24 protein-coding genes and 1 pseudogene are annotated in these 24,133 nt (G+C 69.3%); 11 read left to right on the forward strand and 14 right to left on the reverse strand.

The genetic code is table 11. From position 1 onward, the window contains the following. Positions 1 to 112: 112 nt before the first annotated feature. From AC07N1_RS13715 to AC07N1_RS13730, 4 genes are all read right to left on the reverse strand, one after another. Positions 113 to 2,212 (reverse strand): catalase, encoded by a 2,100-nt coding sequence (locus tag AC07N1_RS13715; RefSeq protein ID WP_494672323.1) that lies wholly within the window; start codon positions 2,210 to 2,212, stop codon positions 113 to 115. Between the two features lie 91 nt (positions 2,213 to 2,303). Continuing rightward, the gene (locus tag AC07N1_RS13720) at positions 2,304 to 2,708 is read right to left on the reverse strand and encodes an SRPBCC family protein (RefSeq protein ID WP_494672324.1); all 405 of its coding nucleotides are present in this window, start codon (positions 2,706 to 2,708) and stop codon (positions 2,304 to 2,306) included. Positions 2,709 to 2,753: 45 nt separating this feature from the next. Beyond that, on the reverse strand, positions 2,754 to 2,891 hold the full coding sequence (locus AC07N1_RS13725; RefSeq protein WP_494672325.1) for a hypothetical protein: 138 nt from the start codon (positions 2,889 to 2,891) through the stop codon (positions 2,754 to 2,756). 161 nt (positions 2,892 to 3,052) lie between these two features. After that, positions 3,053 to 3,619 (reverse strand): DUF427 domain-containing protein, encoded by a 567-nt coding sequence (locus AC07N1_RS13730; protein WP_494672326.1) that lies wholly within the window; start codon positions 3,617 to 3,619, stop codon positions 3,053 to 3,055. Positions 3,620 to 3,819: 200 nt separating this feature from the next. On the opposite strand from AC07N1_RS13730, the gene AC07N1_RS13735 reads away from it, so the two are divergent. Both AC07N1_RS13735 and AC07N1_RS13740 read left to right on the forward strand, forming a co-directional pair. Next, positions 3,820 to 5,721 carry a peptide MFS transporter gene (locus tag AC07N1_RS13735; protein WP_494672327.1) on the forward strand — a complete coding sequence of 634 codons (1,902 nt, stop codon included), beginning with the start codon at positions 3,820 to 3,822 and terminating at the stop codon, positions 5,719 to 5,721. Positions 5,722 to 5,890: 169 nt separating this feature from the next. Beyond that, on the forward strand, positions 5,891 to 7,633 hold the full coding sequence (locus AC07N1_RS13740) for a flavin monoamine oxidase family protein (protein WP_494672328.1): 1,743 nt from the start codon (positions 5,891 to 5,893) through the stop codon (positions 7,631 to 7,633). Positions 7,634 to 7,643: 10 nt separating this feature from the next. Here the strand turns inward: AC07N1_RS13740 and AC07N1_RS13745 are convergent, their stop codons facing one another. The 4 genes from AC07N1_RS13745 to gshB all read right to left on the reverse strand — a co-directional run bounded on the left by AC07N1_RS13745 (position 7,644) and on the right by gshB (position 14,131). Further along, complete coding sequence (locus AC07N1_RS13745) at positions 7,644 to 9,359, reverse strand: AmpG family muropeptide MFS transporter (RefSeq protein WP_494672329.1); 1,716 nt, start codon at positions 9,357 to 9,359, stop codon at positions 7,644 to 7,646. A gap of 37 nt (positions 9,360 to 9,396) precedes the next feature. Beyond that, positions 9,397 to 10,935, reverse strand: a complete 1,539-nt coding sequence (locus AC07N1_RS13750) for a response regulator (protein ID WP_494672330.1) — start codon at positions 10,933 to 10,935, stop codon at positions 9,397 to 9,399. 585 nt (positions 10,936 to 11,520) lie between these two features. Further along, positions 11,521 to 13,056 carry a YifB family Mg chelatase-like AAA ATPase gene (locus tag AC07N1_RS13755; RefSeq protein WP_494672331.1) on the reverse strand — a complete coding sequence of 512 codons (1,536 nt, stop codon included), beginning with the start codon at positions 13,054 to 13,056 and terminating at the stop codon, positions 11,521 to 11,523. Positions 13,057 to 13,177: 121 nt separating this feature from the next. Continuing rightward, on the reverse strand, positions 13,178 to 14,131 hold the full coding sequence (gene gshB, locus AC07N1_RS13760; protein ID WP_494672332.1) for a glutathione synthase: 954 nt from the start codon (positions 14,129 to 14,131) through the stop codon (positions 13,178 to 13,180). A gap of 355 nt (positions 14,132 to 14,486) precedes the next feature. On the opposite strand from gshB, the gene AC07N1_RS13765 reads away from it, so the two are divergent. Continuing rightward, positions 14,487 to 14,825 (forward strand): hypothetical protein, encoded by a 339-nt coding sequence (locus AC07N1_RS13765; RefSeq protein WP_494672333.1) that lies wholly within the window; start codon positions 14,487 to 14,489, stop codon positions 14,823 to 14,825. A gap of 25 nt (positions 14,826 to 14,850) precedes the next feature. After that, complete coding sequence (locus AC07N1_RS13770) at positions 14,851 to 15,159, forward strand: DUF6980 family protein (RefSeq protein ID WP_494672334.1); 309 nt, start codon at positions 14,851 to 14,853, stop codon at positions 15,157 to 15,159. Positions 15,160 to 15,272: 113 nt separating this feature from the next. On the opposite strand, the gene AC07N1_RS13775 is transcribed toward AC07N1_RS13770, so the two are convergent. The 4 genes from AC07N1_RS13775 to hemW are packed head-to-tail and all read right to left on the reverse strand — an operon-like array spanning position 15,273 to position 18,567. After that, the gene (locus tag AC07N1_RS13775; protein ID WP_494672335.1) at positions 15,273 to 16,088 is read right to left on the reverse strand and encodes a SirB1 family protein; all 816 of its coding nucleotides are present in this window, start codon (positions 16,086 to 16,088) and stop codon (positions 15,273 to 15,275) included. After that, complete coding sequence (locus AC07N1_RS13780; protein WP_494672336.1) at positions 16,085 to 16,489, reverse strand: YraN family protein; 405 nt, start codon at positions 16,487 to 16,489, stop codon at positions 16,085 to 16,087. Before AC07N1_RS13780 ends, AC07N1_RS13775 begins: the two co-directional genes overlap by 4 nt. Next, the gene (gene rsmI / locus AC07N1_RS13785) at positions 16,486 to 17,358 is read right to left on the reverse strand and encodes a 16S rRNA (cytidine(1402)-2'-O)-methyltransferase (protein ID WP_494672337.1); all 873 of its coding nucleotides are present in this window, start codon (positions 17,356 to 17,358) and stop codon (positions 16,486 to 16,488) included. The genes AC07N1_RS13780 and rsmI overlap by 4 nt, the downstream gene beginning before the upstream one ends. A gap of 57 nt (positions 17,359 to 17,415) precedes the next feature. Further along, on the reverse strand, positions 17,416 to 18,567 hold the full coding sequence (hemW, locus tag AC07N1_RS13790; RefSeq protein WP_494672338.1) for a radical SAM family heme chaperone HemW: 1,152 nt from the start codon (positions 18,565 to 18,567) through the stop codon (positions 17,416 to 17,418). 23 nt (positions 18,568 to 18,590) lie between these two features. Between hemW and AC07N1_RS13795 the strand changes: the two are divergent. After that, a pseudogene (locus tag AC07N1_RS13795) lies at positions 18,591 to 18,680 on the forward strand (hypothetical protein); the annotation flags it as partial. 19 nt (positions 18,681 to 18,699) lie between these two features. Here the strand turns inward: AC07N1_RS13795 and rdgB are convergent. Continuing rightward, positions 18,700 to 19,305 carry an RdgB/HAM1 family non-canonical purine NTP pyrophosphatase gene (rdgB, locus tag AC07N1_RS13800; protein ID WP_494672339.1) on the reverse strand — a complete coding sequence of 202 codons (606 nt, stop codon included), beginning with the start codon at positions 19,303 to 19,305 and terminating at the stop codon, positions 18,700 to 18,702. A 358-nt stretch (positions 19,306 to 19,663) separates the two neighbouring features. Between rdgB and AC07N1_RS13805 the strand changes: the two genes are divergently transcribed. The 4 genes from AC07N1_RS13805 to AC07N1_RS13820 are packed head-to-tail and all read left to right on the forward strand — an operon-like array spanning position 19,664 to position 21,294. Continuing rightward, entirely contained in the window at positions 19,664 to 20,194 is a 531-nt protein-coding gene (locus AC07N1_RS13805) for a DUF2975 domain-containing protein (protein WP_494672340.1), read from the forward strand. Between the two features lie 20 nt (positions 20,195 to 20,214). Further along, entirely contained in the window at positions 20,215 to 20,445 is a 231-nt protein-coding gene (locus tag AC07N1_RS13810) for a helix-turn-helix domain-containing protein (protein ID WP_110120425.1), read from the forward strand. Positions 20,446 to 20,487: 42 nt separating this feature from the next. Further along, the gene (locus tag AC07N1_RS13815; protein WP_494672341.1) at positions 20,488 to 20,916 is read left to right on the forward strand and encodes a thioredoxin domain-containing protein; all 429 of its coding nucleotides are present in this window, start codon (positions 20,488 to 20,490) and stop codon (positions 20,914 to 20,916) included. Positions 20,917 to 20,946: 30 nt separating this feature from the next. Then, on the forward strand, positions 20,947 to 21,294 hold the full coding sequence (locus AC07N1_RS13820; protein WP_494672342.1) for a RidA family protein: 348 nt from the start codon (positions 20,947 to 20,949) through the stop codon (positions 21,292 to 21,294). Positions 21,295 to 21,538: 244 nt separating this feature from the next. Here AC07N1_RS13820 and rph read toward each other — a convergent pair whose 3' ends face one another. After that, positions 21,539 to 22,255: a ribonuclease PH gene (gene rph / locus AC07N1_RS13825; RefSeq protein WP_494672343.1), complete on the reverse strand. Its 717-nt coding sequence runs from the start codon at positions 22,253 to 22,255 to the stop codon at positions 21,539 to 21,541. A 123-nt stretch (positions 22,256 to 22,378) separates the two neighbouring features. On the opposite strand from rph, the gene hrcA reads away from it, so the two are divergent. Together hrcA and grpE are read left to right on the forward strand one after the other, a co-directional pair. Further along, positions 22,379 to 23,455 (forward strand): heat-inducible transcriptional repressor HrcA, encoded by a 1,077-nt coding sequence (gene hrcA / locus AC07N1_RS13830; protein WP_110120421.1) that lies wholly within the window; start codon positions 22,379 to 22,381, stop codon positions 23,453 to 23,455. 13 nt (positions 23,456 to 23,468) lie between these two features. Further along, on the forward strand, positions 23,469 to 24,086 hold the full coding sequence (gene grpE / locus AC07N1_RS13835) for a nucleotide exchange factor GrpE (protein ID WP_494672344.1): 618 nt from the start codon (positions 23,469 to 23,471) through the stop codon (positions 24,084 to 24,086). Positions 24,087 to 24,133: the final 47 nt, after the last annotated feature.

Here is a 24,133-nt window from a genome sequence, read left to right on the forward strand (position 1 = left end):
CTCAGACGCAAGACGCCGCGACAGCTGAACAGCCGTCGCGGCGTTTCTGTATGTGCGCCCCCTCACCCGACCCGCTTTGCGGGCCACCCTCTCCCGCAAGGGGAGAGGGGTTTTAAGCCAGGGTTCGCACCTTGGGTTCGCGGTCCCAGAACCGCTTGACCGCGGCGGCGAGGAAATCCTCGCCCAGGCCGGTGACGCCCTCGTCCGACTCGACCCCGGCCTTGTCCAGCAGGGGCTTGGCGGCCTCGCTGGCGCCGATGGCCTTGAGGTGGCCGAAGGCGTCCATGACGAACTGCACGGCGGCGGCTTCCTTGAGCAGGGCCGCGCAGCCGGCCTCCGACAGCACCAGGGCCACGGCGTCGACCGTCACCGAAGGGGTTCCGGCCAGTTGGCCGTCGGCCGGGATCAGGGTTCCGTCCGCGCCCTTGGCGCCGCCGATCTTCGGGGCGATCACCTTGGCCACCGCGCCGGCCTTGCCGATCGCCGCCTTCAGCTTGTCGACCGCCTTGGCGTCGGAGCCGTCGGCGACCAGGACGCCGATCACGTGGCCTTTCAGGTCGGTCGGGGCGCGCGGGCCGTTGACGATCCGCAGGGCGGGCGAGGGCGGCAGGTCCTGGACGGGAACCGCCGTCTTCGAGGCCTTGGGCACGGGCATGTTCAGGCCGTCGCCGACCCGGGCCGCCAGCTCCGGATCGACATTGACCAGGTTGGACAGCATCCGCGTCCGCACCGCCTCGATCTCCACCTTCGACAGCTCGAACACCAGGGCCGAGGCCAGGTGCGCCTGTTCGGCCGGGTCGAGCGAGCGGAAGAACAGGCGCGCCTGGCTGTAGTGGTCGGCGAAGCTTTCGGGGCGGATGCGCAGCTTGTCGCCCTGCTCGTCGTCGCGGTCGGCGGCCTCGTGGGTATGGAAGCCGGTCACCGGGCATTCGCGCGGCCCGCCGATCTCGCCGGCCGTTTCGGCCAGGCTGTTGGGCTCGTAGTTGGCGCGGCCCTTGGGCTGCAGCATCTGCATCATGCCGTCGCGCTGGAAGTTCATCACCGGGCACTTGGGCGCGTTGATCGGGATCTGGTGGAAGTTGGACGTACCCAGCCGGCTCTTCTGGGTGTCGAGATAGGAGAACAGCCGTCCCTGCAGCAGCGGGTCGTTGGTGAAGTCGACGCCCGGCACGATGTTGCCCGGGCAGTAGGCCGCCTGCTCGGTCTCGGCGAAGAAGTTGTCGGGCCAGCGGTCCAGCACCATGCGGCCGATCGGGGTGATCGGCAGCACCTCCTCGGGGATGATCTTGGTGGGATCCAGGACGTCGAACTCGAAGCCGTCGGCGAAGGCCTGGTCAAAGGCCTGGACGCCCAGCTCCCACTCGGGGAAGTCGCCGCGCTGGATGGCCTCGAAGAGGTCGCGGCGCTGGAAGTCCGGATCGGCGCCGGCGATCTTCACCGCCTCGTCCCAGAGCGTCGAGGCCACGCCCTGCTTGGGCTTCCAGTGGAACTTGACGAAGGTCGACTTCCCCCGGGCGTCGATCAGCCGGAAGGTGTGGACGCCGAAGCCTTCGATGGTGCGCAGGGATCGCGGGATGGTCCGGTCGCTCATCGCCCACATGATCATGTGGGTGGCCTCGGGCATCAGGCTGATGAAGTCCCAGAAGGTGTCGTGGGCGCTGGCGGCTTGCGGATAGCCGCGATCGGCCTCCATCTTCACCGAGTGGACGAGGTCGGGAAACTTCATGGCGTCCTGGATGAAGAACACCGGGATGTTGTTGCCCACCAGGTCCCAGTTGCCCTCCTGGGTGTAGAACTTCACCGCGAAGCCGCGCACGTCGCGGGGCGTGTCGACGCTGCCCGCGCCGCCCGCCACGGTGGAGAAGCGCACGAACACCGGGGTCTTCTCGCCGGGGCGCTGGAAGAGGTCGGCCTTGCTGAGCCTGGCCGCTTCCGGATAGGGCTCGAAGAAGCCGTGGGCGGCCGAACCGCGGGCGTGGACGATGCGCTCGGGGATGCGCTCGTGGTCGAAGTGGAAGATCTTCTCCCGCAGGACGAAGTCTTCCAGCAGCACCGGGCCGCGCGGGCCCGACTTCAGCTGGTTCTGGTTGTCGGAGACCCTGACGCCCTGGTTGGTGGTCAGGTGGCCCTCGGGTCCGTGCGGGCCGTCCTTGGGAACCTGCTGATGGGTTTCGTCGCCCGTTCCGCGCTTGGTGATGAAACCGTCGTCCATGGCCTGCCCTCGTTGGTCCCGGCCGTGTTGCGGGGACCGGTAGCCAAACCCTGGGGTGAGTACGGCGGTTCCTCCGGCGACGCTTGCGGTCTCAGCCCTCCAGCCGCGCTTTCAGCGTTTCGAGGTCGCGGGTCACCGCCTCGGCGTCACGCGCGAAGGCGGCGTCGTCCATGCCGGGCAGGCGGAAGAGGGTCAGGGTGACCTCGGCGCCGTCGCCGTTGGCCACGACGCGCAGGGGGACGGAGACTTCCGTTCCGTCGGCCAGGGTCACCCAGTGGTCGAGCACGCCGTAGGGATTGTCGGGGGAGAAGCGCACCCGGGCCTCGCCGCCGGGCGTATCGACGATCCAGACGTCGGGCTCGTTGGAAGCGCGCAGGCCGCCGCCCAGGCCCGCGGCCCATTCGGGCATGGTCTCGGGACGGCGGGCGTAGTCATAGACATCGGCGGCCGATCGGGCGACGCCGATAGAGATCGGGCGACAGGCGTTCAGCGGCATGGGAACCTCGCGGCCTGACGGCGCGCGAGCGATCCGCACGGTGCGTCAGGAAAGGGCTGTGGCCAGGGCGATGAGGCCGGCCCACAGGGCGATGCTGGCGCCCACGACGGCGACGCGCTCCCACCGGATCCGGCGTCGAGGCTGCGCGGTCTGAGGGCGCGCCTCCAGGCTGATATAGGCCATGGCTTCCTCCTCCGTCTCTGTTCTCCCTTGGGGGCGGGAGCGGACGGTTTCATTTGAGACGATCTCCTGGGTTGCAACGCTTGGCAAGCACGAACGGCGCCGTGGAGTGACAAAAATATGCATTTCCACGCATTCGATCGCGTTTTCCGGCCGCCGGCCCCCTAGATCGAGCCCGTCCCGTGATAGGGGCGGCCCACGATCTGGTCCTCGTCGCCCTCCCAGGCCTCGTCGTCGGGCATCGAGACATTGGCCTCCCAGTGCTCGGCCTGGCTGCTGCCCGAGCCGCTGTCGGTGTGGCGGACGATCTCGTCGACCTCGTGGGCGTTGCGGGGCGCTCCGCCCGGGATCGCGGCGGGCTCGGCCGGACTCAGCGCGTCGTTCTGGAAGTCGACATGCTGCGGATAGAAGGCCAGCCGCCCGGCGATGCGCTCCATGCCCTGCAGGGGCGCCTCGTAGGACCAGACGGCGTCCTCGATGATCTGGCCGTCGCGACAGATCGTGTAGTAGGTCGCCTGGCCCTTGTACGGGCAGCGGGTGGTCTTGTCGGACTTGCGCAGGAAGGCCGTGGCCACGTCGGCGCGCGGGAAATAGCGCACCGGCGGATAGTCGGCCTCGCGCAGAACCAGGACATCGTCGCTGTCGGCGATCTCGTGGCCTTCGAACAGCGCCCGAACGCGGCCGCTTTCGCGGGCGCAGGTGATCGGGTGGTCGGGATTTGACGATTGCATGCGCGTTCCCCAGTCGTTGCGGGTGTCGTTGCGGAACCTGTCGCCACTGAAACGCGCGGGGCGGGCCAAGCGCTCCCCTCCGGCAAGCCTTTGCTTGTGAAACGGAAAGCCGCGTGATCTTCTCCCCGCGAACTGGGGAGGGGAGGGCGAAACGACCGTTGGTGTCGCCCTATCTGACTTGAATACAGTCAAGGTCGAGAATGAATAGCATTGTCATTGTTATTGGCGTGCTCGTCACGTTATTGACGGGTCTGCCGGTATTCCTGCAGCTTATCAAAGAGCACCCCAAGGGGCTGATCATCCTGTTCTTCGCCGAGATGTGGGAGCGCTTCTCCTACTACGGCATGCGGGCGATCCTGATCTTCTATCTGACGCAGCATTTCCTGTTCGAGCCGAAGGTGGCCAACGCCCACTATGGCTCCTACACCTCCCTCGTCTACCTGCTGCCGCTGATCGGCGGCTTCCTGGCCGACAAGTGGCTGGGCACCCGCAAGGCCGTCGCCTTCGGCGCGCTGCTACTGGTGGCGGGCCACCTGACCATGGCGGTCGAGGGCAAGCCGGCGACCCAGACCCTGGCCTATGCGGGCCAGACCTACGAATTCCAGGCCGAGGGCCGCGGCGACGACCGCGTGGCGCGCCTGATCGTGGCGGGCAAGCCCTACGACATCTCGGCCACCAAGGTCGGCGATTTCGAGATCAAGAACCTGCCGGCCGATGCGGCGCTGCCGTCCGTGCTGCCCAAGGGCCAGTACAAGCTGGGCGTCGAGGGGCGTGACCCGACCTATCTCAACATCTTCTGGCTGGCCCTGTCGCTGATCATCGTCGGCGTCGGCTTCCTGAAGCCCAACATCTCGACCATCGTCGGCCAGCTCTACCCGCAGGGCGATCCGCGCCGGGATCCGGGCTTCACCCTCTACTACTACGGCATCAACCTGGGTTCGTTCTGGGCCTCGCTGCTGTGCGGCTATCTGGGCGTCAAGGTCGGCTGGTGGGCGGGCTTCGGCCTGGCCGGGATCGGCATGCTGGCCGGCTTCGTGGTCTTCGTGCTGGGCAAGCCGCTGCTGATGGGCAAGGGCGAGGCGCCGGACGCCAAGGCGCTGAAGCAGAACGTCGCCGGCCCGCTGAGCCGCGAGCACCTGATCTACCTGGTGTCGCTGCTGGCCGTGGGCGTGGTGTTCTTCCTGGTCCAGCGCAGCGCCATCGTCGGCGTGACCCTGACCCTCGGGATGATCGGCTCGATCGGCTACATCCTGTGGTTCATGTTCACCAAGGTCGAGAAGGTCGAGCGCGAGCGCCTGGGCCTGGCCATGTTCCTGATCTTCGGCGCGGTGGTGTTCTGGACCCTGTTCGAGCAGGCCGGTTCGTCGCTGAACCTGTTCGCGGCCACCAACGTCAACCTGAACCTCACCTCGGCCCCGATCCACCTGTTCGGCGACGCGGTGACCATCGCCACTCCGGGTCAGCTGAAGGCGGCGGGTCTCGACCCGGCTTCGACCTTCTGGATCGACTCCAGCTTCAACGCCGCCCAGACCCAGGCCCTGAACGCCGGCTGGATCCTGATCTTCGCCCCGGTGTTCGCGGCCCTGTGGACCTTCCTGGGCCGTCGCGGCAAGGACCCCAACCCGGTCGTCAAGTTCGGCCTGGCCCTGCTTCAAGTCGGTTTGGGCTTCCTGGTGCTGCAGTGGGGCTCGACCTTCGCCGACGGCGCCTTCCGCATGCCGCTGTTCTTCCTGGTGCTGATGTACATGCTGCACACCACCGGGGAGCTGTGCATGTCGCCCGTCGGCCTGTCGCAGATGACCAAGCTGTCGCCGGCCTCGATGGTGTCGTTCGTCATGGCCGTGTGGTTCATGGCCGTGGCCATCGCCCAGTACGTCGGCGGCTTCATCGCCGGCCTGACGACGGTGGAAACCGTCGGCGGCCAGGTGCTGGACCCCGAGGCGGCGCTGCGCACCTCGCTGCAGGTGTTCAACGTCATCGGCCTGATCGCCGCCGGCATCGGCGTGATCTTCCTGCTGCTGTCGCCCTTCCTCAAGAAGTGGTCGCACGGTTCGGACGAGCACCACGCAGCCCCGGTCGACACCGCGACGACCGCCGACTGAGGCGGGCGCCAACCCTGACGACGAAGGCCCCGGAGCGATCCGGGGCCTTTTTCTTTGCCCCGTTTTCTTGGGCGGTTGTCTGGTTTCGCACAGCCGCCCCGGACCGCGCCGCGCGTAATCGCCCGAATGCAATTTTCGGTCGCGAGCGGCGGCCGGCGGGGAGGCGGCGATGGCGACGACCTATACGATCTTCGGCGCGGGGCCGGCGGGGCTCTACACGGCCTGGCGGCTGGTCACCGGCGGCAAGGCCGTGGCGGGCGATGTGATCCAGCTCTACGAGTGGGGCGACTACGCCTTCGACGGGCCGGGTTCGGGCACGCGCCTGCCGGCGGGGCGCATCGTCACCCACTTCTGCTTCGACGATCCCAAGCAGTCCTACATCGAGGCGGGCGGCATGCGCTTCATCGAGTGGGACGGAACCCAGGGCCACCAGCTGGTCACCCTGACCATCCAGGCGCTTGGGCTCTCGGGCAAGGTCATCGACTTCAACACCACCGACAACCCTCTGCTGTTCCTGCGCGAGGAGCACATCTACCAGAACGACCTGGCGACCCACCCCGCGCCCTACAACACCCCGGGCAACAACGAGCAGCCGGCCGCCACCCTGTTCTCGAACATCTCGGCGCTGATCACCGGCAATGCGCCGGTCTCGACCCGGACCCAGCAGTGCGCCTTCTACGGCTCGGGCCGGCTGCCGGACACCTTCAACTCGTTCGTCTATCCGCCGGGCGCGATCGCCGGCAACATCGGCTACTGGAACGTCTTCTACGACCAGGCCGGCAACGAGGGCTACGAGTACGCCGCCGACGCCGGCGGCTACACCTCCAACGTCATCAACTGGAACGCCGCCAACGCCGCCGTCTACAACGGCGAGTTCGCGCCGGGCGGAGCGTTCAAGACCGTCAACGGCGGCTATTCCCAGGTCTTCGTCCAGCTCTACCAGCAGGCCCTGGCGGCGGCGCGGGAGGCGGGGGTGGATCTCGTCCTGACCCAGCGCACGCGCCTGCATTCGGTCTGGCTCGAAGGCGAGACCGTCAACTATCGCCTGGCCAGCGCAGAGAACCCGTTCAAGGGCGGCGAGGTGCAGACCACCCAGAACGCCTTCCTGGCCATGCCGCCGGCCTCGCTGGACCTGGTGGCCGAGGCCACGCGCTACGCCGACATGCCCGAGGGCGTGCTCGACATCCTCAACGCCGAGGGCGTGCAGCTCTACATGGACGGGGTGATCCGCCAGCCGTCGATGCGGGTGATGCTGTTCTTCGACCGCCCGTGGTGGACCGACGCCGACGTGCCCTATCCGCCGGACCTGTCGGGCAAGGACAACGTCTTTGGCCCCACCATCACCGACCTGCCGCTGCGCCAGGTCTACTACTTCGGGAACAACAGCCAGGGGACCGACAAGCCGACCTACGGCGTGCTCGCCTCCTACGACGACATGCAGTACGTGCAGTTCTGGCAGGAGCTGGAGATCGGGGTGGGCGAGCGCCGCAAGGTGCCTATCGACCAGGACTACCAGGTGCTGTTCGGCCCCCGGAAGGCGACCGACACCATGATCCGCATGGTGCTGCTGGAACTGGCCAAGGTGCACTGGGGCGACCCGAACGCCGCCCACCAGATCCCCTGGCCGGTGGAGTCGATCTTCGACGACTTCTCGCTCAATCCGTTCGGGGCCGGCTATCACGCCTGGGCGGCCCACTACGACATCTGCGACGTGATGCAGAAAATCCGCCAGCCGACAGGCCTGGTTCCCGGCGCGAGCGCGGCCAACCTCTTCATCATCGGCGAGGCCTATTCCAACGACCAGGCCTGGGTCGAGGGGGCGTTCTGCACGGCGGAGTCGGTGCTGGTGCAGTACTACGGCATGACCACCATCGCCGACACGACCAACTATCCGCTGATCTGCGCCTGCTGAGGGGGCCGGGCTAGGCGGCGGCTTCGGCCGCCGCCGCCTTGGCCGCCTCGATCCGTGGCTGCCGCGCCGCCACCATGAACGCCAGGACGATGGCCACGAGGCCTATCATGGCGGTGTAGATGAAGAAGGCGACATAGCCCGCGCCCATGGCCGCGCCGCTGACGTTCAGCTTGGCGCCGGCGGCGGCGAAGGTCTCGGGCGGCAGGCGGACGAACAGGGCCTTCAGCGCGCCCAGCGGGCCGCCATGCTCGGCGGCGATGGCCGAGGCCTCGACGATGCGGCCCGACTGCGAGGCCACCAGCTTGCCCGGCAGGGCGTAGAGCGACGAGAACAGGGCGTACTGGGTGGCCGTGAAGCCGGCGCTGGTCAGGCTCGACATGTAGGCGATCAGGGCCGTGCCGGCGACGCCGCCGCAGATGTTGTCCAGGCAGATGGTGGTGAACAGCATCGGCACGCTGTGGCCGCTCATGGCCAGCAGGGCGAAGCCGAGATTGCTGATCGGCTGGGCGAAGGCCCCGATGATCAGGGCCTTCATCAGCCCCAGGCGCGCCACGACCACCCCGCCCAGGAACACCCCGGCCATCGAGGCGATGATGCCGAACACCTTCCGGATCTCGGCGATCTCGGTGAGGGTGAAGCCCAGGTCCCGATAGAACGGGTTCATGATGTTGAGCACGAAGTCCGAGACCCGGTAGAGGCAGATCGCCGCCAGGATCAGGCCGGCCACGCCGCGAAAGCGGGTCATGAACTCCATCAGCGGCTCGCCGAAGGCCTTGGACATGTAGACGCCGGGCTTGGTGCGCACCTTGGGGATCGGCCAGGCGGCGATCACCACCACGGCCAGGCCGATGAGGACGCCCAGCAGCTGCAGCCAGACCCCGTTGGGCTTGGCGGACCAGGCCTTGGCCAGGGCCTCGCCGCCGACCAGCTTGGACAGCAGGGTCGCGTCGCCCGACAGGCCCGAGCCCAGGACCAGGGCGCCCAGCAGCAGGATCGCCAGGCGGACCAGCCATTCGAGGATCGCCAGCGCCTGGGGCTGGGCCACGTCGTCGGTCGGGATCGGGCGGATGGTGTGCTCGGCCTCGCGCGGCGCGAAAAGGGTGGCGATCACCCCGATCCCGACCACCACGCCCATGACGGCGTAGGACAGGTTCCAGCCGAACCGCTCGGCCAGCAGCAGCGGACCGGCGCCGGCGGCGATCATCGCGCCGCGGAAGCCCCACTGGTAGGCCACCGCCATCGGACCCTGCTCCTCGCGCGAGGCGACCTCGATGCGCCAGGCGTCGATGACGATGTCGTGCGAGGCGGTGGCGAAGCCGACGGCGACCGCGGCGGCGGCCAGGGCCGCCAGCTGCGATATCGGATTGAGGGTCGAGATCAGGAACAGGCCCAGGATCATGCAGGTCTGGAACACCAGGATCCAGGCCCGCCTGTGACCCAGCAGGCCGTGCAGCACCGGCACGCGGGCGCGGTCGATCAGCGGCGCCCACAGGAACTTGAACGAGAACGACAGGGTGGCCAGGCTGAAGAAGCCGATCACCGCCAGCGACAGGCCGGAGTCGCGCAGCCACAGCGACAGGGTGTCGAAGATCAGCATGAAGGGCAGGCCCGAGGCGAAGCCCAGGCCCAGCATCACCAGGCTGCGACGCTCGAGAAAGAAGGCCAGGGTCTGGAGCAGGCTTTTCTTGGCCGGCGCCGCCGTCTCGGCAGTGGTGTCCTGGCTCATGCGATCTTCCCCGAAGACGGGGAAAGCGCGGGTCCCGTCAGCGGGCGACCTTGGCGCGCGTCGCGACGTTCGTCCAGCGGCGCGGGCGGTCGGGGCCGGTCCAGCGCGACAGCGCCTCGCGCAGGGCGGCGGGGGTCAGGGGCTTGACCAGGAAGTCGTCCATGCCGGCCAGCAGGCACTGGCGGCGGTCTTCGTCGAAAGCGTCGGCGGTCAGGGCCAGGATCGGGGTGTCGACGCCCTTCTCGCGGACGGCGCGGGTGGCCTCCAGCCCGTTCAGGCCCGGCATGCGCAGGTCCATGAAGACGAGATCGTAGGTTCCGCGCGACAGGGCGGCCACGGCTTCGTCGCCGCTGGCGATGCGGTCGACGGTGCAGCCCTCGCGCTCCAGTAGGGTGCGGGCCAAGAGGGCGTTGATCGGATTGTCCTCGGCCAGCAGCACGCGGGCGCCGGGGGCGGCGGCCGGGGCGATGCGGTCGTCCTGGGCCTCGGCCGGGGTGACGATGGCCTCAAGGGCGGCGTCGATCGGCTTGGCCGACAGCACTTGCGTGACCAGGGAGGCGCGGCGCAGGGGCTTGATCAGATAGCCGCTGAAGCCGGCCTTCGACAGGCTGGGGATCAGCTCGCGCTGGTCGGGGGTCAGCAGCGCCACGGCGGCGCGGCCGGCCGGCGCGGCCAGCGGACGGTCCGGCGCGGCCAGGGCGGCGTCGACCAGCAGCACGGTGGCGGCGGGCAGGGTGTCGACCTTGTCCAGGCCGGCCAGATTCCTGACCCAGGCGCCCGACGCGATGGCCTGGGCGCCGACGGCCTCGCGGACCACCGGGTTGGGCGAGACCACGGCGACGAACCGGCCTTCCAGCGGCGGGGCGGGGGGCGCGACGGGCTGGCGCTCGAACGGGGCCTCGAACCAGAAGTCGGCGCCGCCTCCAGAAGCCTCGCCGACGCCGGCCGCGCCGTCCATGGCGGCGGCCAGGCGGGCGACGATGGCCAGGCCCAGTCCCGCGCCGCCCAGCTGGGCCTGGTGCGAGGGATCGGTCTGGACGAAGGCCTCGAAGATGCTTTCGCGCTGCTCGGGCGCGACGCCCGGCCCGGTGTCGGCCACCGAGAAGCGCACCCGGCCTTCGCCGACGTCGCGGGCGGTGATCAGCACGCCGCCCTTTTCGGTGAACTTCACGGCGTTGCCGGCGAAGTTCAGCAGCACCTGGCGCAGGCGGCCCTCGTCGGCCAGCAGCGGCGGCAGGCCGCGCTCGACCGCCCAGGCGATCTCGACGCCCTTCTCGTGGGCGCGCGGGCTCATCAGCTCGGCCACCTGGCGCAGCAGGTCCTCGATGTGCACAGGGGCCAGATGCAGCTCCAGGGCCGTGGCCCCCAGGCGCGCGAAGTCGAGCACGTCGTTGACCAGGCTCAGCAGGTGGTCGCCGCTCTCGCGCAGGGCGGCGACATAGGAGCGCTGTTCGGCGGTGAGTATGGTGTTTTCCAGCAGACGCGCCATGCCCAGCACCCCGTTCAGGGGCGTGCGGAACTCGTGGCTCAACGTGGCCAGCTGTTCGGCGGTGACGGCGTCGCGGGTCTTGGTCATGGCGCGCGACTGTAGGGGACGCGGGTTAAGGTCAGGTTGGCGACCCTTCTCCCCTTGCAGGAGAAGGTGGTAGGCGAAGGCCGACGGATCAGGGGTCTCTCAGATATCGGACGCCTCCACCCGACCTGACCGCCGCCGCGGCTTGGAGGTTTGTGAGACACCTCACCCGACCTCCCTCCGGGAGACCACCCTCTCCGCTGGGGGAGAAGGATCAGGCACCGTGGGTTTCAGAAAAAGCCTGGGTCCCCGCTTTCGCGGGGATTTTACGGAAGGAGAGGTAGGCGCGCCCTCCCGCACCCGCCCTCGCCAATCCCAACACCGCCTTCCTGGGCCTTGTGCCCAGGATCCATCGTTCAGCCGCTCAGACCTTTGCCAGGACGGTCGAGGTTTGAGCGGTCACCGGCATGGGCCCTCGCCACGAGGGCGAGGGAGGCGGGTTTGTTGCGGGCGGGGGAAAGGCCGGCCCGCATCTCGGAAGCTGAAAACGGCCCCCTCCGGCCCTTCGGGCCACCTTCCCGATCTTGACGCGGTGCCCAGTCTGGCCCCCTCCACCACTTCGTAGTCCCCGGTGCGCGGGGAGAGGGATCAGAGGGTTTCCATCTCCCCCGCCGTCGCCGTCCGCCGATGCGCCAACGCTTCGGCCACGTGCACCCGCTTGACCGACGCCGCGCCTTCCAGGTCGGCGATGGTGCGGGCCAGGCGCAGGGTGCGGGTCCAGCCGCGGGCGGAGAGGCGGCCGGCTTCGGCGGCGCGGGTCAGCAGGGTGCGGCCGGGCTCGTCGAGGGCGCAGATGCGCTCCAGCAGTTCGCCCTCGGCGCGGCCGTTCAAGACCTCGGGCGTTCCGGGCATGACGTCCTCGGCGCGCTGCGTCTGCAGCCGGCGAGCGGCCGCCACGCGGGCGGCGACCTCGGCCGAGCCTTCGCTGGAGGCCGGCAGGGCGAGGTCGGCGGCGGTGACGGCGGGCATGTCGACGGCCAGGTCGATGCGGTCCATCAGCGGACCCGACACCCGGCCCTGGTAGTCGCGCTGGCAGCGCGGAGCCTTGCCGCAGGCGCCGCGCCCGGCCCCGCCATGGCCGCAGCGACAGGGGTTCATGGCGGCCACCAGTTGCACCCTCGCCGGATAGCGGATGTGGGCGTTGGCGCGGGCGACCATCACCTCGCCGGTCTCCAGCGGCGCGCGCAGGCTGTCCAAGGCCTGGACGCCGAATTCGGGCAGTTCATCGAGGAACAGGACGCCGTTGTGAGCCAGCGACACCTCGCCCGGCTTGGCCTTCAGCCCGCCGCCGGTGAGGGCGGCCATGCTGGCGCTGTGGTGGGGGCTGCGGAAGGGGCGGGCGCGGGTGAGCGTGCCCCTGGCGATCAGCCCGGCCACCGAGTGGACCATCGAGGTCTCCAGCAACTCGCCCGAGGTCAGAGGCGGCAACAGGCCGGGCAGGCGCTGGGCCAGCATCGACTTGCCCGAGCCCGGCGGGCCGACGAACAGCAGGTTGTGGCCGCCGGCCGCGGCGATCTCCAGCGCCCGCTTGCCCTGTTCCTGGCCCTTCACGTCGCGAAGGTCTTTCGCCCGCTCGCCCTCGACCACCGGGCCGGGGGCGGGGGCGCTGAGGATCTGGCTGCCCCGGAAGTGGTTGATCAGCGCCACCAGCGAGCGCGGCGCCAGGATCCGCGTGCCGCCGGCCCAGGCGGCTTCCGGTCCGCAGGCCTCGGGGCAGATGAGGCCCAGGTCCATGGCCCCGGCCGCCATGGCCGCGGGCAGGGCGCCGGCGCAGGCGACGATGCGGCCGTCCAAAGACAGCTCGCCCATCGCCGCCCAGCCGTCGAGCGCGTCGGCCGGGATCACGCCCATGACGCCGAGCAGCGCCAGGGCGATCGGCAGGTCGAAGTGGGTGCCCTCCTTGGGCAGGTCGGCGGGGGCCAGGTTGGCGACGATGCGCTTGCCCGGCATCGACAGGCCGAGGCCGGCGAAAGCCCCGCGCACCCGCTCGCGGCTCTCGGCCACGGCCTTGTCGGCCAGACCCACCACGGCGAAGGCGACAACCCCGCCGGTCAGTTGCACCTCGACGTCGACGCGGCGCGCCTCGACGCCCTCGAACGCCACCGTGACGACCTTGGCCGCCATCCCGATCCCCCGGTTTTTGTCCTAGTTATCCACAAGTCCAGCATGCGGACCGGTTCGGAGCAAGAACAAAAATCGAACGTTTTGGGAAAGTGTGACGATTCAGTATACTAGCGCCACTTGTTCACGCAGAAGTTGATCGAATGGCTTCGATCCGATCCCAGAGGATCGCGGCGGCGTCGATTCCGCTGAACCGCTTCAACTGCTGCGCGCCGGTGGGCGAGGTGACGTTGATCTCGGTCAGGTACTCGCCGATCACGTCGATGCCGACGAACAGCAGGCCGCGCTTCTTCAGTTCCGGGCCGATGATGGCGCACAGCTCCTTGTCGCGGGCGGTCAGCTCGACGGCCTCGGCGCGGCCGCCGACGCGCAGGTTCGAGCGCACCTGGCCGGCGGCCGGCACGCGGTTGATCGCGCCCACCGGCTCGCCGTCGACCAGCAGCACGCGCTTGTCGCCCTTGCTGACGGCGGGAACGAACTTCTGGGCGATGACCTGCTCGCGGCCGATCATGGCGTGCAGTTCGAGCAGGGCGTCGAGATTGGGATCGTCCGCCAGCAGACGAGCCACGCCCGAGCCGCCGCCGCCGTAGAGGGGTTTCAGGACGATGTCGCCGTGACGGGCGCGGAAGTCGTAGATCGCCTCGTGGTCCGAGGTGATCAGGGTCGGCGGCTGCACGCCGGGGAAGTCGGTGACGAACAGCTTCTCGGGCGCGTTGCGCACTTCCGCGGGATTGTTCACCACCAGCGTGTGTGGGTGAACCTTTTCGAGAAAATGCGTGGCGGTGATGTAGGCCATGTCGAACGGCGGATCCTGGCGCATCAGCACCACGTCGACGTCGTCCTTCATGTCGAGCAGCACGGTCTCGCCCAGCTTGGCGTGCGCGCCCTTCTCGGCGAACACCTCCAGCGGCTGGGCGCGCGCGAACACCCGGCCGTCTTCGAGGGAGAGCTTGTCGGGCGTGTAGAACCACAGCTTATGGCCGCGGATCTTGGCCTCCATCATCATCAGGAAGGTGGTGTCGGTGTCGATGTTGATCCCCAGGACGGGATCCATCTGGACGGCGACGCGCAACGACATGGGGACTCCTGGGGCGTTTTGACTTGCGCGCACAGGTACACGGTTCCGGGGCGCTGGTGTCTAGTTAAGTCGAAGCGGCGCGATTGCGAGGGGGAAGGGCGGCGCTTCTCTCGCTTTCCCGTTTCCTCCTCCTGCCTTCCTCGACCTTGCGCCGAGGACCCATCGTCCAGCCGCTCAGATCGTGCAGGATTGTCGGAGATCTGAGCTGTCGCCGGCATGGGCCCTCGCCACGAGGGCGAGGGAGGCGAATTAGGGGGGCGATCAGTTCAAGCGCACCCGCTCCCGCGCGGCGCGGTCCCCAATTGCGGCCCCGACCCGTTGTGAAACCCGGCGGCGTCAGCTCTATGGTCTGCGCATGCGCTATCTCTTTAGATTTGGATTTGAGAGCCCGGACGAGTTTGTCGCCAATCGTGACGGCGGCTGGGATCATGAATCCAGCGAGGCTGTCTGGATCGATGCCCCCTCCGCTGACGCGGCGCTGGCCTGGGGGCAGGCGCTGGCTGAGGGCTTTGTCGAGAAGCTGTTCGAGCTGGCCAATGCCGAGGGCTACTCGTGGCAGGCCCAAGGGTTCGCCAGTTGGATCGAGAGCGAAGCGTCGGTGCTGGAGCGGGCGCGAACGTCGCCCGAGGTTTTCTCAACCGCCCACGGTCAGATGCCCGATCTAGCGGCGCTTGCCGCGTTGCGCTTGTCGTGAGCGAAGCAACGTCCGCTCACCACCCTTGGCCGCCGCGAACGACGACCGCTATTGTTGCGGCATGACACATGGAACCGGCGCCGGACACGTCAGCACGCATCCGGAAAATGAAAAGGTCGTTGTCGAGTACGACGAGGTGTTCGACGAGTACTCGGTCGAGACGCCGGGCGGGGCTTCGCGCCAACTGATCTACTTCTGCCCCTGGTGCGGTGAACGTCTACCGCTGTCCAAGCGGGATCAGTGGTTTGATGAGCTTGAGGCGCAGGGTCTCGATCCGCTGAAAGATCCAGTTCCAGAACCGTACAAAACTGCAGCTTGGCGACTGAGGCAGTAGTACCGCTTCTCACCCAATCCGCTCTTCGCGACGTCCGTTTTTCGACGCTCCGGGGCAGACTTTGGGAGGCGCTAATTCAACCGTAGCCGCACCCGCTCCCGCGCCGCCCTCTTTCAGTTCAGCCGCAGCCGCACGCGTTCGCGTGCGGCTCGGGCCGCGATCGTCGCCCCGCCGTCCAGGGTCTGCGCGCGCGACAGGGCTTGCAGCGCCCCGGCCAGGGCGCCCTGGCCTTCGCGGGCGGCGGCGACGTCGAGCCAGGGGTGGTGGTCGGTGGGGTCGAGCAGGGCGCGGCGCAGGGCCGAGCGCTCGGCGCGGGCCCAGTCGCGGGCCTGCTGGGCGCGGGCGAAGATGTTGTTCTGCAGGCGGATCAGCACGGCGCGGTCGGAGATCGGGGCCATCAGCTGGTCCAGGCGCGCGGCGACGTCGGGCATCAGGCCGGTGCGCAGGGCCCGGCGCGACAGCTCCGACGGCAGCACCACCCGGCCCTCGCTGAACGGATCCAGCGCCAGCGGACCCTCGTCGGTCTCGATGCGCAGCAGGAAGTGGCCGGGGAAATCGACGCCGAACACCTCCAGCCCGGCCTGGCGGGCGGCGTGGATGTAGAAGACGCCGAGCGCCACGGGCAGGCCCTTGCGGCGCCCGGCGATGGCGATGACGTCGGCGTTGTCGGGGTGGTCGTAGGTCAGGAGGTCGCCGGTCAGGCGCAGGTCGCCGGACATGGTCTCGGCGATCGCCTCCTCGGGCGACTCGCTTTGCAGCCGGGCCTTCAGGCGCTCGACCGACGAGCGGGCGAGATCGAGGGCCGGCTGCTCGTCGCGGTCGGGATCATCGTGCACGGCGCAGGCCAGGGCCGCCTCGAACAGCGGAAAGCCGTCGTCGTCGTGCTCGCCGGCGCGGGTGAGGATTTCCTCCGCTTCCTCGCGGATCATGCCCAGGCCCTCCCGTCGTCCGGCCAGGCGTCGGGCACGTGGCGAGGCGGGCGGCCGGGCGACAGGGCCATCAGGTCCAGGCGCACGGCCATGCCCTTCAGCCCGGCGCGCGAGGCCGCGGCCAGCGCGCCCGCCCGGCGCAGGCGCATCCGTTGTTCGAAGCTCACCGCTTCCAGCGCCGCCTCCAGGCTCGTCCGGCTCTTGACCTCGACAACGATCAAGACGCGTCCGCGTTGCGCGAGGATGTCGATCTCGCCCGCGCGAGTGGCCAGGCGGAAGCCGAGAATGCGGTAGCCCTTCAGCATCAGCCAGACGGCGGCGATCGCTTCGGCCCGGCGGCCGGAGCGGCGGGCGGCCGCGCCGCGTGCGCTGCGGATCTCGCGGAAGGGACCGGCCGTCATCCGGCCTCCTTCAGGGCCAGGGCCTGACGATAGAGGTCCTTGCGCGACAGGCCCAGCGCCTTGGCCACTTCCGAGGCGGCCTCGCCCAGGGGCAGGCGGCTCATAGCCTCGCGCAGGGCGGCCTCGGCGTCGTCGGCGCTGGCGGCCTTCTCCTCGCCGGGACCCACGAGAATGACGATCTCGCCCTTGGGGGCCTCGAAGCGGGGGTCGACGGCCAGCTCGCCCAGCGGGCCGCGCACGCAGGTCTCGTAGAGCTTGGTCAGTTCACGGCACACCGCGGCCGGACGATCGGCGCCGAACACGGCGGCCATGTCGGCCAGCGCGTCGTCCACCCGCGAGGCGCCCTCGAAGAAGATCAGGGTGGCGCGGACGTTGGCGAATTCCTCGAGGAAGGTCTTGCGCGCACCGCTCTTGGGCGGCGGGAAGCCGGCGAACAGGAAGCGGTCGGTCGGCAGGCCGGCCAGGGTGAGCGCCGCCAGGGCCGCCGAGGCGCCGGGGATCGGGAACACCGGATGGCCGGCCGCGATGGCCTCGCGGGCCAGGCGGTAGCCGGGGTCGGAGACCATCGGCGTGCCGGCGTCCGAGACCAGGGCCACGCGCTCGCCGGCCTCCAGCCGCTCCAGGATGGCCGGGATGGCGCGCTCGGCCACGTGCTCGTCGTGGCGCTCCAGCCTGGTCTTGATGGAATAGGCCGACAGCAGCTTGCCGGTGACGCGGGTGTCCTCGGCCAGCAGCAGGTCGCAGGCGGCCAGCACGTCGAGCGCCCGCAGGGTGATGTCGCGCAGGTTCCCGATCGGCGTGGCCACGAGATAGAGGCCGGGCGCGAGGGGGGCGTCGGACAGGACGGGCGGGGGAAGCAGACGGCTCAAGACGCGAAACTATCCTTGTGTGGGGCGCCGCCCCGGAGAAGGTGTCGCGAACAGTTATCAGGTCGCCAGCATGCCCGTAAGCCGGTCGAGCACGAGCCTGCCCTGACGCGTGGCGCGCAGACGATCAGGGTCATCGACCAGAAGGCCGGACTCGACCAGCGATTTCACCTTGGGCGTGTCCGCGCGCAGGTCGAGGGCGGCCATCTCGGCAAAGGCCACGCCGTCGTCGATGCGCAGGCCCAGCAGCAGGCGTTCCTCGGCGGCCTCGACGGCGGAAAGGTCCTCGCGCTCGAAGCCGGTCCCGTCGCGGGTCACGGCGGCGATGTAGTCGGCGATCTTCGCGCGGGCGGTGGTGGCGACCTTGCCGCTCTCCAGCGTGAGGCGTCCGTGGGCGCCGGGGCCGACGCCGACATAGTCGACGCCCCGCCAGTAGACGAGGTTGTGGCGCGAGCGGGCGGCCGCGCCCCGGGCGTGGTTCGACACCTCGTAGGCGTCGAAGCCGGCGGCCTCCAGCACCTCCTGCGTGGTCTCGAACAGCTGGGCGGCCAGGTCCTCGTCGGGCGGGACGATCCTGCCGCGTCCCACCGCGCGGTCGAAGGCGGTGCCGGCCTCGATGGTCAGCTGGTAGGGCGAGACGTGCTCGGGGCCGTAGGCCAGCATCTCTCCCAGCTCCTCGCGCCAGGCGGCGTCGGTCTGGCCGGGACGGGCGTAGATCAGATCAACCGACAGGCGCGGGAAGAGGCGCGCGGCCGTGGCGATGGCGCGCCTGGCCGAGCCGGCGTCGTGGTTGCGGCCCAAGAGCTTCAGCGAGGCGTCGTCCAGCGCCTGGACGCCCAGCGACAGCCGCGCGACGCCCGCCTCCGCCAGCGCCTCGAAGCGACCGGCCTCGGCGTCGGTGGGATTGGCCTCGAGGCTGATCTCCAGGTCGTCGGTGGGCGACCACAGCGTCTTGGCGGTCTCGATGACGCGGGCGACGGCGGCCGGGTCCATCAGCGAGGGCGTGCCGCCGCCGAAGAAGATCGACAGCAGGCGGCGGTCGCCCGTCAGGGCGCGCTGGGCGGTCATGTCGGCGACGATCGCGTCGGCCAGAGCCGCCTGCTCGTCGGTCCGCCCCCGGTCGCGCACGACGTTGAAGTCGCAATAGGGGCAGATGCGGGCGCAGTAGGGCCAGTGGACGTAGAGGCCTAGGGGAGGGAGGGCGGGCGTCATGCGGCCATCACCGAGGGGGCGAAATCCTCGTCCTTCGACAGGCTCAGGATGAGGATTTCTACTGCGGCCTCAGCACTAGCCCTCATCCTGAGCTTGTCGAAGGACGAGGGCGGGCCCGCGGCCTGTGCGACCTCACTCAAACAGCGCCGCCTTCAGCTTTTCGAAGGCCACGGCGCGGTGGCTCATGGCGTCCTTCTGGGCCGGCTCCATCTCGCCGAAGGTCTGGTCGTAGCCCGTCGGGATGAAGATCGGGTCGTAGCCGAAGCCCTTGTCGCCGCGCGGCGGGAACACCAGCGTCCCGTGCACCTCGCCCTGCACCACGACGGCCGGGCCGCCGTTGGGCCAGGCCACGGCCAGCGCGCAGGTGAACCAGGCGGCGAGGTCTTCCGAGCCGGTGGCCTCGATGCGCTCGGCCACCTTGTCCATGGCCTGGGCGAAGTCCTTGGTCGGGCCGGCCCAGCGGGCCGAATAGATGCCGGGCGCGCCGTCCAGGGCGGCGACCGACAGGCCCGAGTCGTCGGCCAGGCTGACCTCGCCCGACAGGTCGGCGGCGTGGCGGGCCTTGAGCAGGGCGTTGCCGACGAAGGTGCTCTCGGTCTCGTCCGGCTCGGGCAGGCCCAGGGCGCCGGCGGCCAGCACCTCGAAACGGCCGTCGAGCAGGGCGGCCAGTTCCTTGGCCTTGCCCGGATTGTGGGTGGCGGCGACGATCTTCTGGCCGTTGATCAGTTTCAGGGTCATCGCGCGGCTCCTCGACAAAAGACGGCCCGTTAGACCCCCGGCGGCCGGTCGCCGCAAGGCCCGATCATTGCGAAAGTTTAATATCGTTTATCGATAAGCGGCATTGTTCGCTGGCCGCCGATCGGCGATCCTGGCGTCATCGGAGAAAGGCTTCTCCGTCCCCCGCCTGGAACCGCCCTGATGACCTTGCCCCGCCTGTTCAGCCTGCTGGAAACCTCGGCCTTCCGCCTGGCGACCGTGGCGCTGATCGCGGGCCTGCCGATCTCGGCCGTGACGTTCCTCGCCCACTCGCTCTAGACTTCAATCCGGCGACCGCCGCGAGCGAGTCGCTAAAAAGGTTTTGGCGGGGACAAAGCCCATGCGCGCCTTGGGGCCGGGCTCGGTATCGAGCTTCCTGAAGATCATTCTCGACGTCAGCTACTACGTGCTGTGGATCTGGGTCAGCCTGCTGGCCCTGGTGACCATCCTGGTGCTGCTGCTGAGCTTCAACACCGACCTGCTGGCCTCGATCCTGCCCAGCGAGCTGGCCGAGCCCCTGGCCAAGAACGGTCCGGGATCGGCCGCGGCCCTGGGCGGCTGGGCGCTGATGTCGGGCGGCTGGATGGCCATCGTCGAGCGGCTGCGCAAGATCTTCGCCACCATGACCCTGGGCGACCCGTTCCATCCCGAGAACGTGCGCCGCCTGCGGGTGGTGGGCGGGATTCTCGCGGCCCTGGAGATCGGGCGCTACGTGTTCGCCGCCCTGACCCGGGTGCTGATCGACGGCGAGAAGCTGGTCGACGGCTCCTTCACCCTGAACGCCTGGTTCTCGGTACTGGTGGTGTTCGTCCTGGCCGAGGTTTTCCGCGAAGGCGCCCGCCTTCGTCGCGAAGCCGAACTGACCATCTGACCGCGGAGTTCTGCGTCCCCATGTCCATCCGCGTCAATCTCGACCGCGTGCTGCTGGAACGCCGCATGTCGCTGACCGAGCTGTCCGACCGTGTCGGGGTGACCATCGCCAACCTGTCGATCCTGAAGACCGGCAAGGCGCGGGCCATCCGCTTCTCGACCCTCGACGCCCTGTGCCGCGAGCTGAACTGCCAGCCGGGCGACCTGATGACCTTCGAGCACGGCCCGGGCGAGGGCCACGACGAGGACTGAGGCGCCCTTGCGGCGAGGGCGCCCGCGCCACACCTGCGGTCCATGCAAATCGTCTGTCCATCCTGCGGAGCGGCCAACCGCCTGCCGCAAGAGCGTGATCCCGCCGCCGGCAAGTGCGGTCGCTGCAAGAGCGCCCTGTTCACCGCAAGTCCGATCGAGGTCGACGCCGCCGGCCTCGACCGCCATCGCCGCCTGACGCAAGGCGCGGCCGTGCTGCTCGACGTCTGGGCCCCGTGGTGCGGCCCGTGCCGGGCCATGGCGCCCAACTACGCCGCCGCGGCGGGCAAGCTCGAACCGCGCGTGCGCCTGCTGAAGCTGAACTCCGAGGCCCATCCCGCGCCGGCCTCGGCTCTCGGCGTCAGCGGCATCCCGGCCCTGATCCTGTTCCGCGACAACGCGGTGGTCGCCCGCCAGGCCGGCCTGATGAGCGCGTCGCAGATCGTGGACTGGACGACCCGGGCGCTGGGTTAGAAAGCGCCCATCGAGAAGGAAATTCCCAACATGATCGAACGTATCGGCAAGGCGGCGCGGTGGAGCGACGCGGTGGTCTTCAACGGCGTGGTGTTCCTGTCGGGCCACGTCGCCGAGGAGACCGTGGGCGGCTCGGTGCTGGAGCAGACGCGCGAGGTGCTGGCCCAGATCGACGACACCCTGGCGCAGGCCGGATCCAGCAAGGCCCGCCTGCTCAGCGCGACCATCCACCTGGCCGACATCGGCCAGATCGACGCGATGAACGCGGCCTGGGACGCCTGGGTCGATCCGGAAAACCCGCCGGCCCGCACGACGGTCGAAGCGCGGCTGGCCAGCCCGGACTATGCGGTGGAGATCACGGTGGTGGCGGCGCGGTAGGGAGCTACCGACGCTTACTCGGTTACCCCTCTCTCTTTGAGAGAGGGAGGGGCCCACGCCGCAAGGCGTGGGAGGGTGAGAGGTAACAAACTCACCGAATGAAGCGCGGCGTTTCCAGCTTCGACGTCGGACGATTGGTCGCCATCTCGGATTTGCCTGCCAACGGTGAAACCCCTCACCCTCCCACCGCTTCGCGGCGGGCCCCTCCCTCTCCCTATGGAAGAGGGGGCAAGAGCGCTTCCCCTTACTTCCCGATCGCCGCGCGCTGGAATTCGAACAGTTCGCCGATGCCCTTTTCGGCCAGGCCGAACAGGGTGTCGAACTCGCCGCGGGTGAAGCCGCGCTTTTCGCCGGTGGCCTGGATCTCGACGATCTCGCCGCCGCCGGTCAGCACGAAGTTGCCGTCGGCCTCGGCGTTGCTGTCTTCCTCGTAGTCGAGGTCGAGCACCGGGGTGTCCTTGAACACGCCGCAGGAGATGGCGGCGACCTGGCCCAGGATCGGGTCGGCCTTCAGCACGCCCTCTTCCAGCAGGTAGTTGGTGGCCAGGCGCAGGGCGACCCAGGCGCCGGTGATGGCGGCGGTGCGGGTGCCGCCGTCGGCCTGGATGACGTCGCAGTCGAGGCTGATCTGGCGCTCGCCCAGGGCCTTGAGGTCCACGACGGCGCGCAGGGAGCGGCCGATCAGGCGCTGGATCTCCTGGGTGCGGCCGGTCTGCTTGCCGGCGGCGGCCTCGCGGCGGCCGCGGGTGTGGGTGGCGCGAGGCAGCATGCCGTACTCGGCGGTCACCCAGCCGGCGCCCTTGTTGCGCATCCAGCCGGGGACGTTCTCCTCGACCGTGGCGGTGACCATCACCTTGGTGTGGCCAAAACCGATCAGGCACGAGCCCTCGGCGTAACGGTTGACGCCGGTTTCCAGCGTGACGGCGCGCAGTTGGTCGGGGGCGCGTTCGGACGGACGCATGGGAAACTCCGGTCTGGTTGGCGGGGGCTAGTCGTGGTTGAAGGCGCCGCTTATCCTCCCCCCGGCGGGAACCTCCAAGTCCCCGCTCGATTTTTTCGCCCCTCAACCCTATCTCCAAGGGCCATGACACAGCTTTTTCCGGGACCGATCGCTCGGACGCCCGGCCTGACCGAGCTGGACGCCCGCGCCCGCGACATCTTTCGCCGGGTCGTAGAGGCCTATCTGGAGACCGGCGAGCCGGTGGGCTCGCGCACGCTGTCGCGCGGCGGCATCCAGCTGTCGCCGGCCTCGATCCGCAACACCATGCAGGACCTGGCGCAGCTCGGTTTGCTCGACAGCCCGCACACCAGCGCCGGGCGGATGCCGACGCACGCGGGCCTTAGGATGTTCGTCGACGGCTTTCTGGAGGTCGGCGACGTCGGCGAGGACGAGCGGCGCGAGATCGAAAGCCGCCTCTACGCCAAGGGCCGCACCTTCGAGGAGGCGCTGAACGAGGCTTCGGCCATCCTGTCGGGCCTGGCCGGCGGGGCGGGCATCGTCGTCACCCCGGTCCGCGAGGGCGGGGTCAAGCACGTGGAGTTCGTCTCGCTGGGCGGCGGCCAGACCCTGGCGGTGATGGTGTTCGAGGACGGCACGGTCGAGAACCGGCTGATGCGCGGCGGGGCGGGGCTGACGCCTTCGGCCTTCCAGGAGGCGTCGAACTTCCTCAACGCCCGTCTGCGCGGCCGCACCCTGACCGAGGCCAAGGACGAGATCCGCGCCGAGCTGGAGACGGCCCGCCGCCAGCTGGACGAGACCGCCGCGCGCCTGGTGGAGGACGGCCTGGCCGCCTGGGGCGGCGGGGAGGGGGCCGAGCGGGCCCTGATCGTCCGAGGCCGCGCCAACCTGCTGGCCGAGGGCGGCGCCCGCGAGGACCTGGAGCGCGTGCGCCAGCTGTTCGACGACCTGGAGCAGAAGGGCCAACTGATCGGCCTGCTCGACGACGTGCGCGACGCCGAGGGCGTGCGCATCTTCATCGGAGCCGAGACGCGACTCTTTTCGCTTTCGGGTTCCTCCGTGATCGCGGCGCCCTATATGACGGGGCGACAGAAGGTGCTGGGCGCGATCGGCGTGATCGGCCCCACGCGTTTGAACTATGCCCGGGTGATCCCGTTGGTGGACTATACCGCCCGCGTGCTCGGCCGGATGATCGATGGATGAGGACTGTTTGGATATGACCGACGAGCAAACGCCGGCCGAAGATGTCGCTTTCGAAGCCGAAGACCTGACCCAGGAAATCGAGGCCCTGAAGGCCGAGATCGCGGCCATGAAGGACCAGGCGCTGCGCTATGCGGCCGAGGCCGAGAACGTCAAGCGCCGCGCCGAGCGCGAGATGAACGACGCCCGCGCCTACGCCATCCAGAAGTTCGCCCGCGACCTGCTGGGCGCGGCCGACAACCTGTCGCGCGCCACCGCCGCCAGCCCGCGCGATTCGCAGGACGCGGCGGTGAAGAACTACATCGTCGGCGTCGAGATGACCGAGAAGGAGCTGCAGGCGGCCTTCGAGCGCAACGGCCTCAAGAAGGTCGACCCGACCAAGGGCGAGAAGTTCGATCCCCACCTGCATCAGGCGGTGATGGAGCAGCCTTCGGACGAGGTCGCCGCCGGCGGCGTCGTCGCCGTGCTGCAGGTCGGCTACGAACTGCTGGGCCGCCTCGTGCGCCCGGCCATGGTGGCCGTGGCCGCCAAGGGCTCGACCGGCCCGGCCCCGGCCGAACCGGCCGCCGCCGCGGCTAACCCCTATGCGGCTTCCGGCGAAGAGTCGGGCGGGTCGTTCGACACCAAGGCTTGATTATCCTGATCCTTCTCCCCTTGCGGGAGAAGGTGTCGGCGTAGCCG

This window comes from Caulobacter sp. GW821-FHT09B11 (assembly GCF_059418205.1).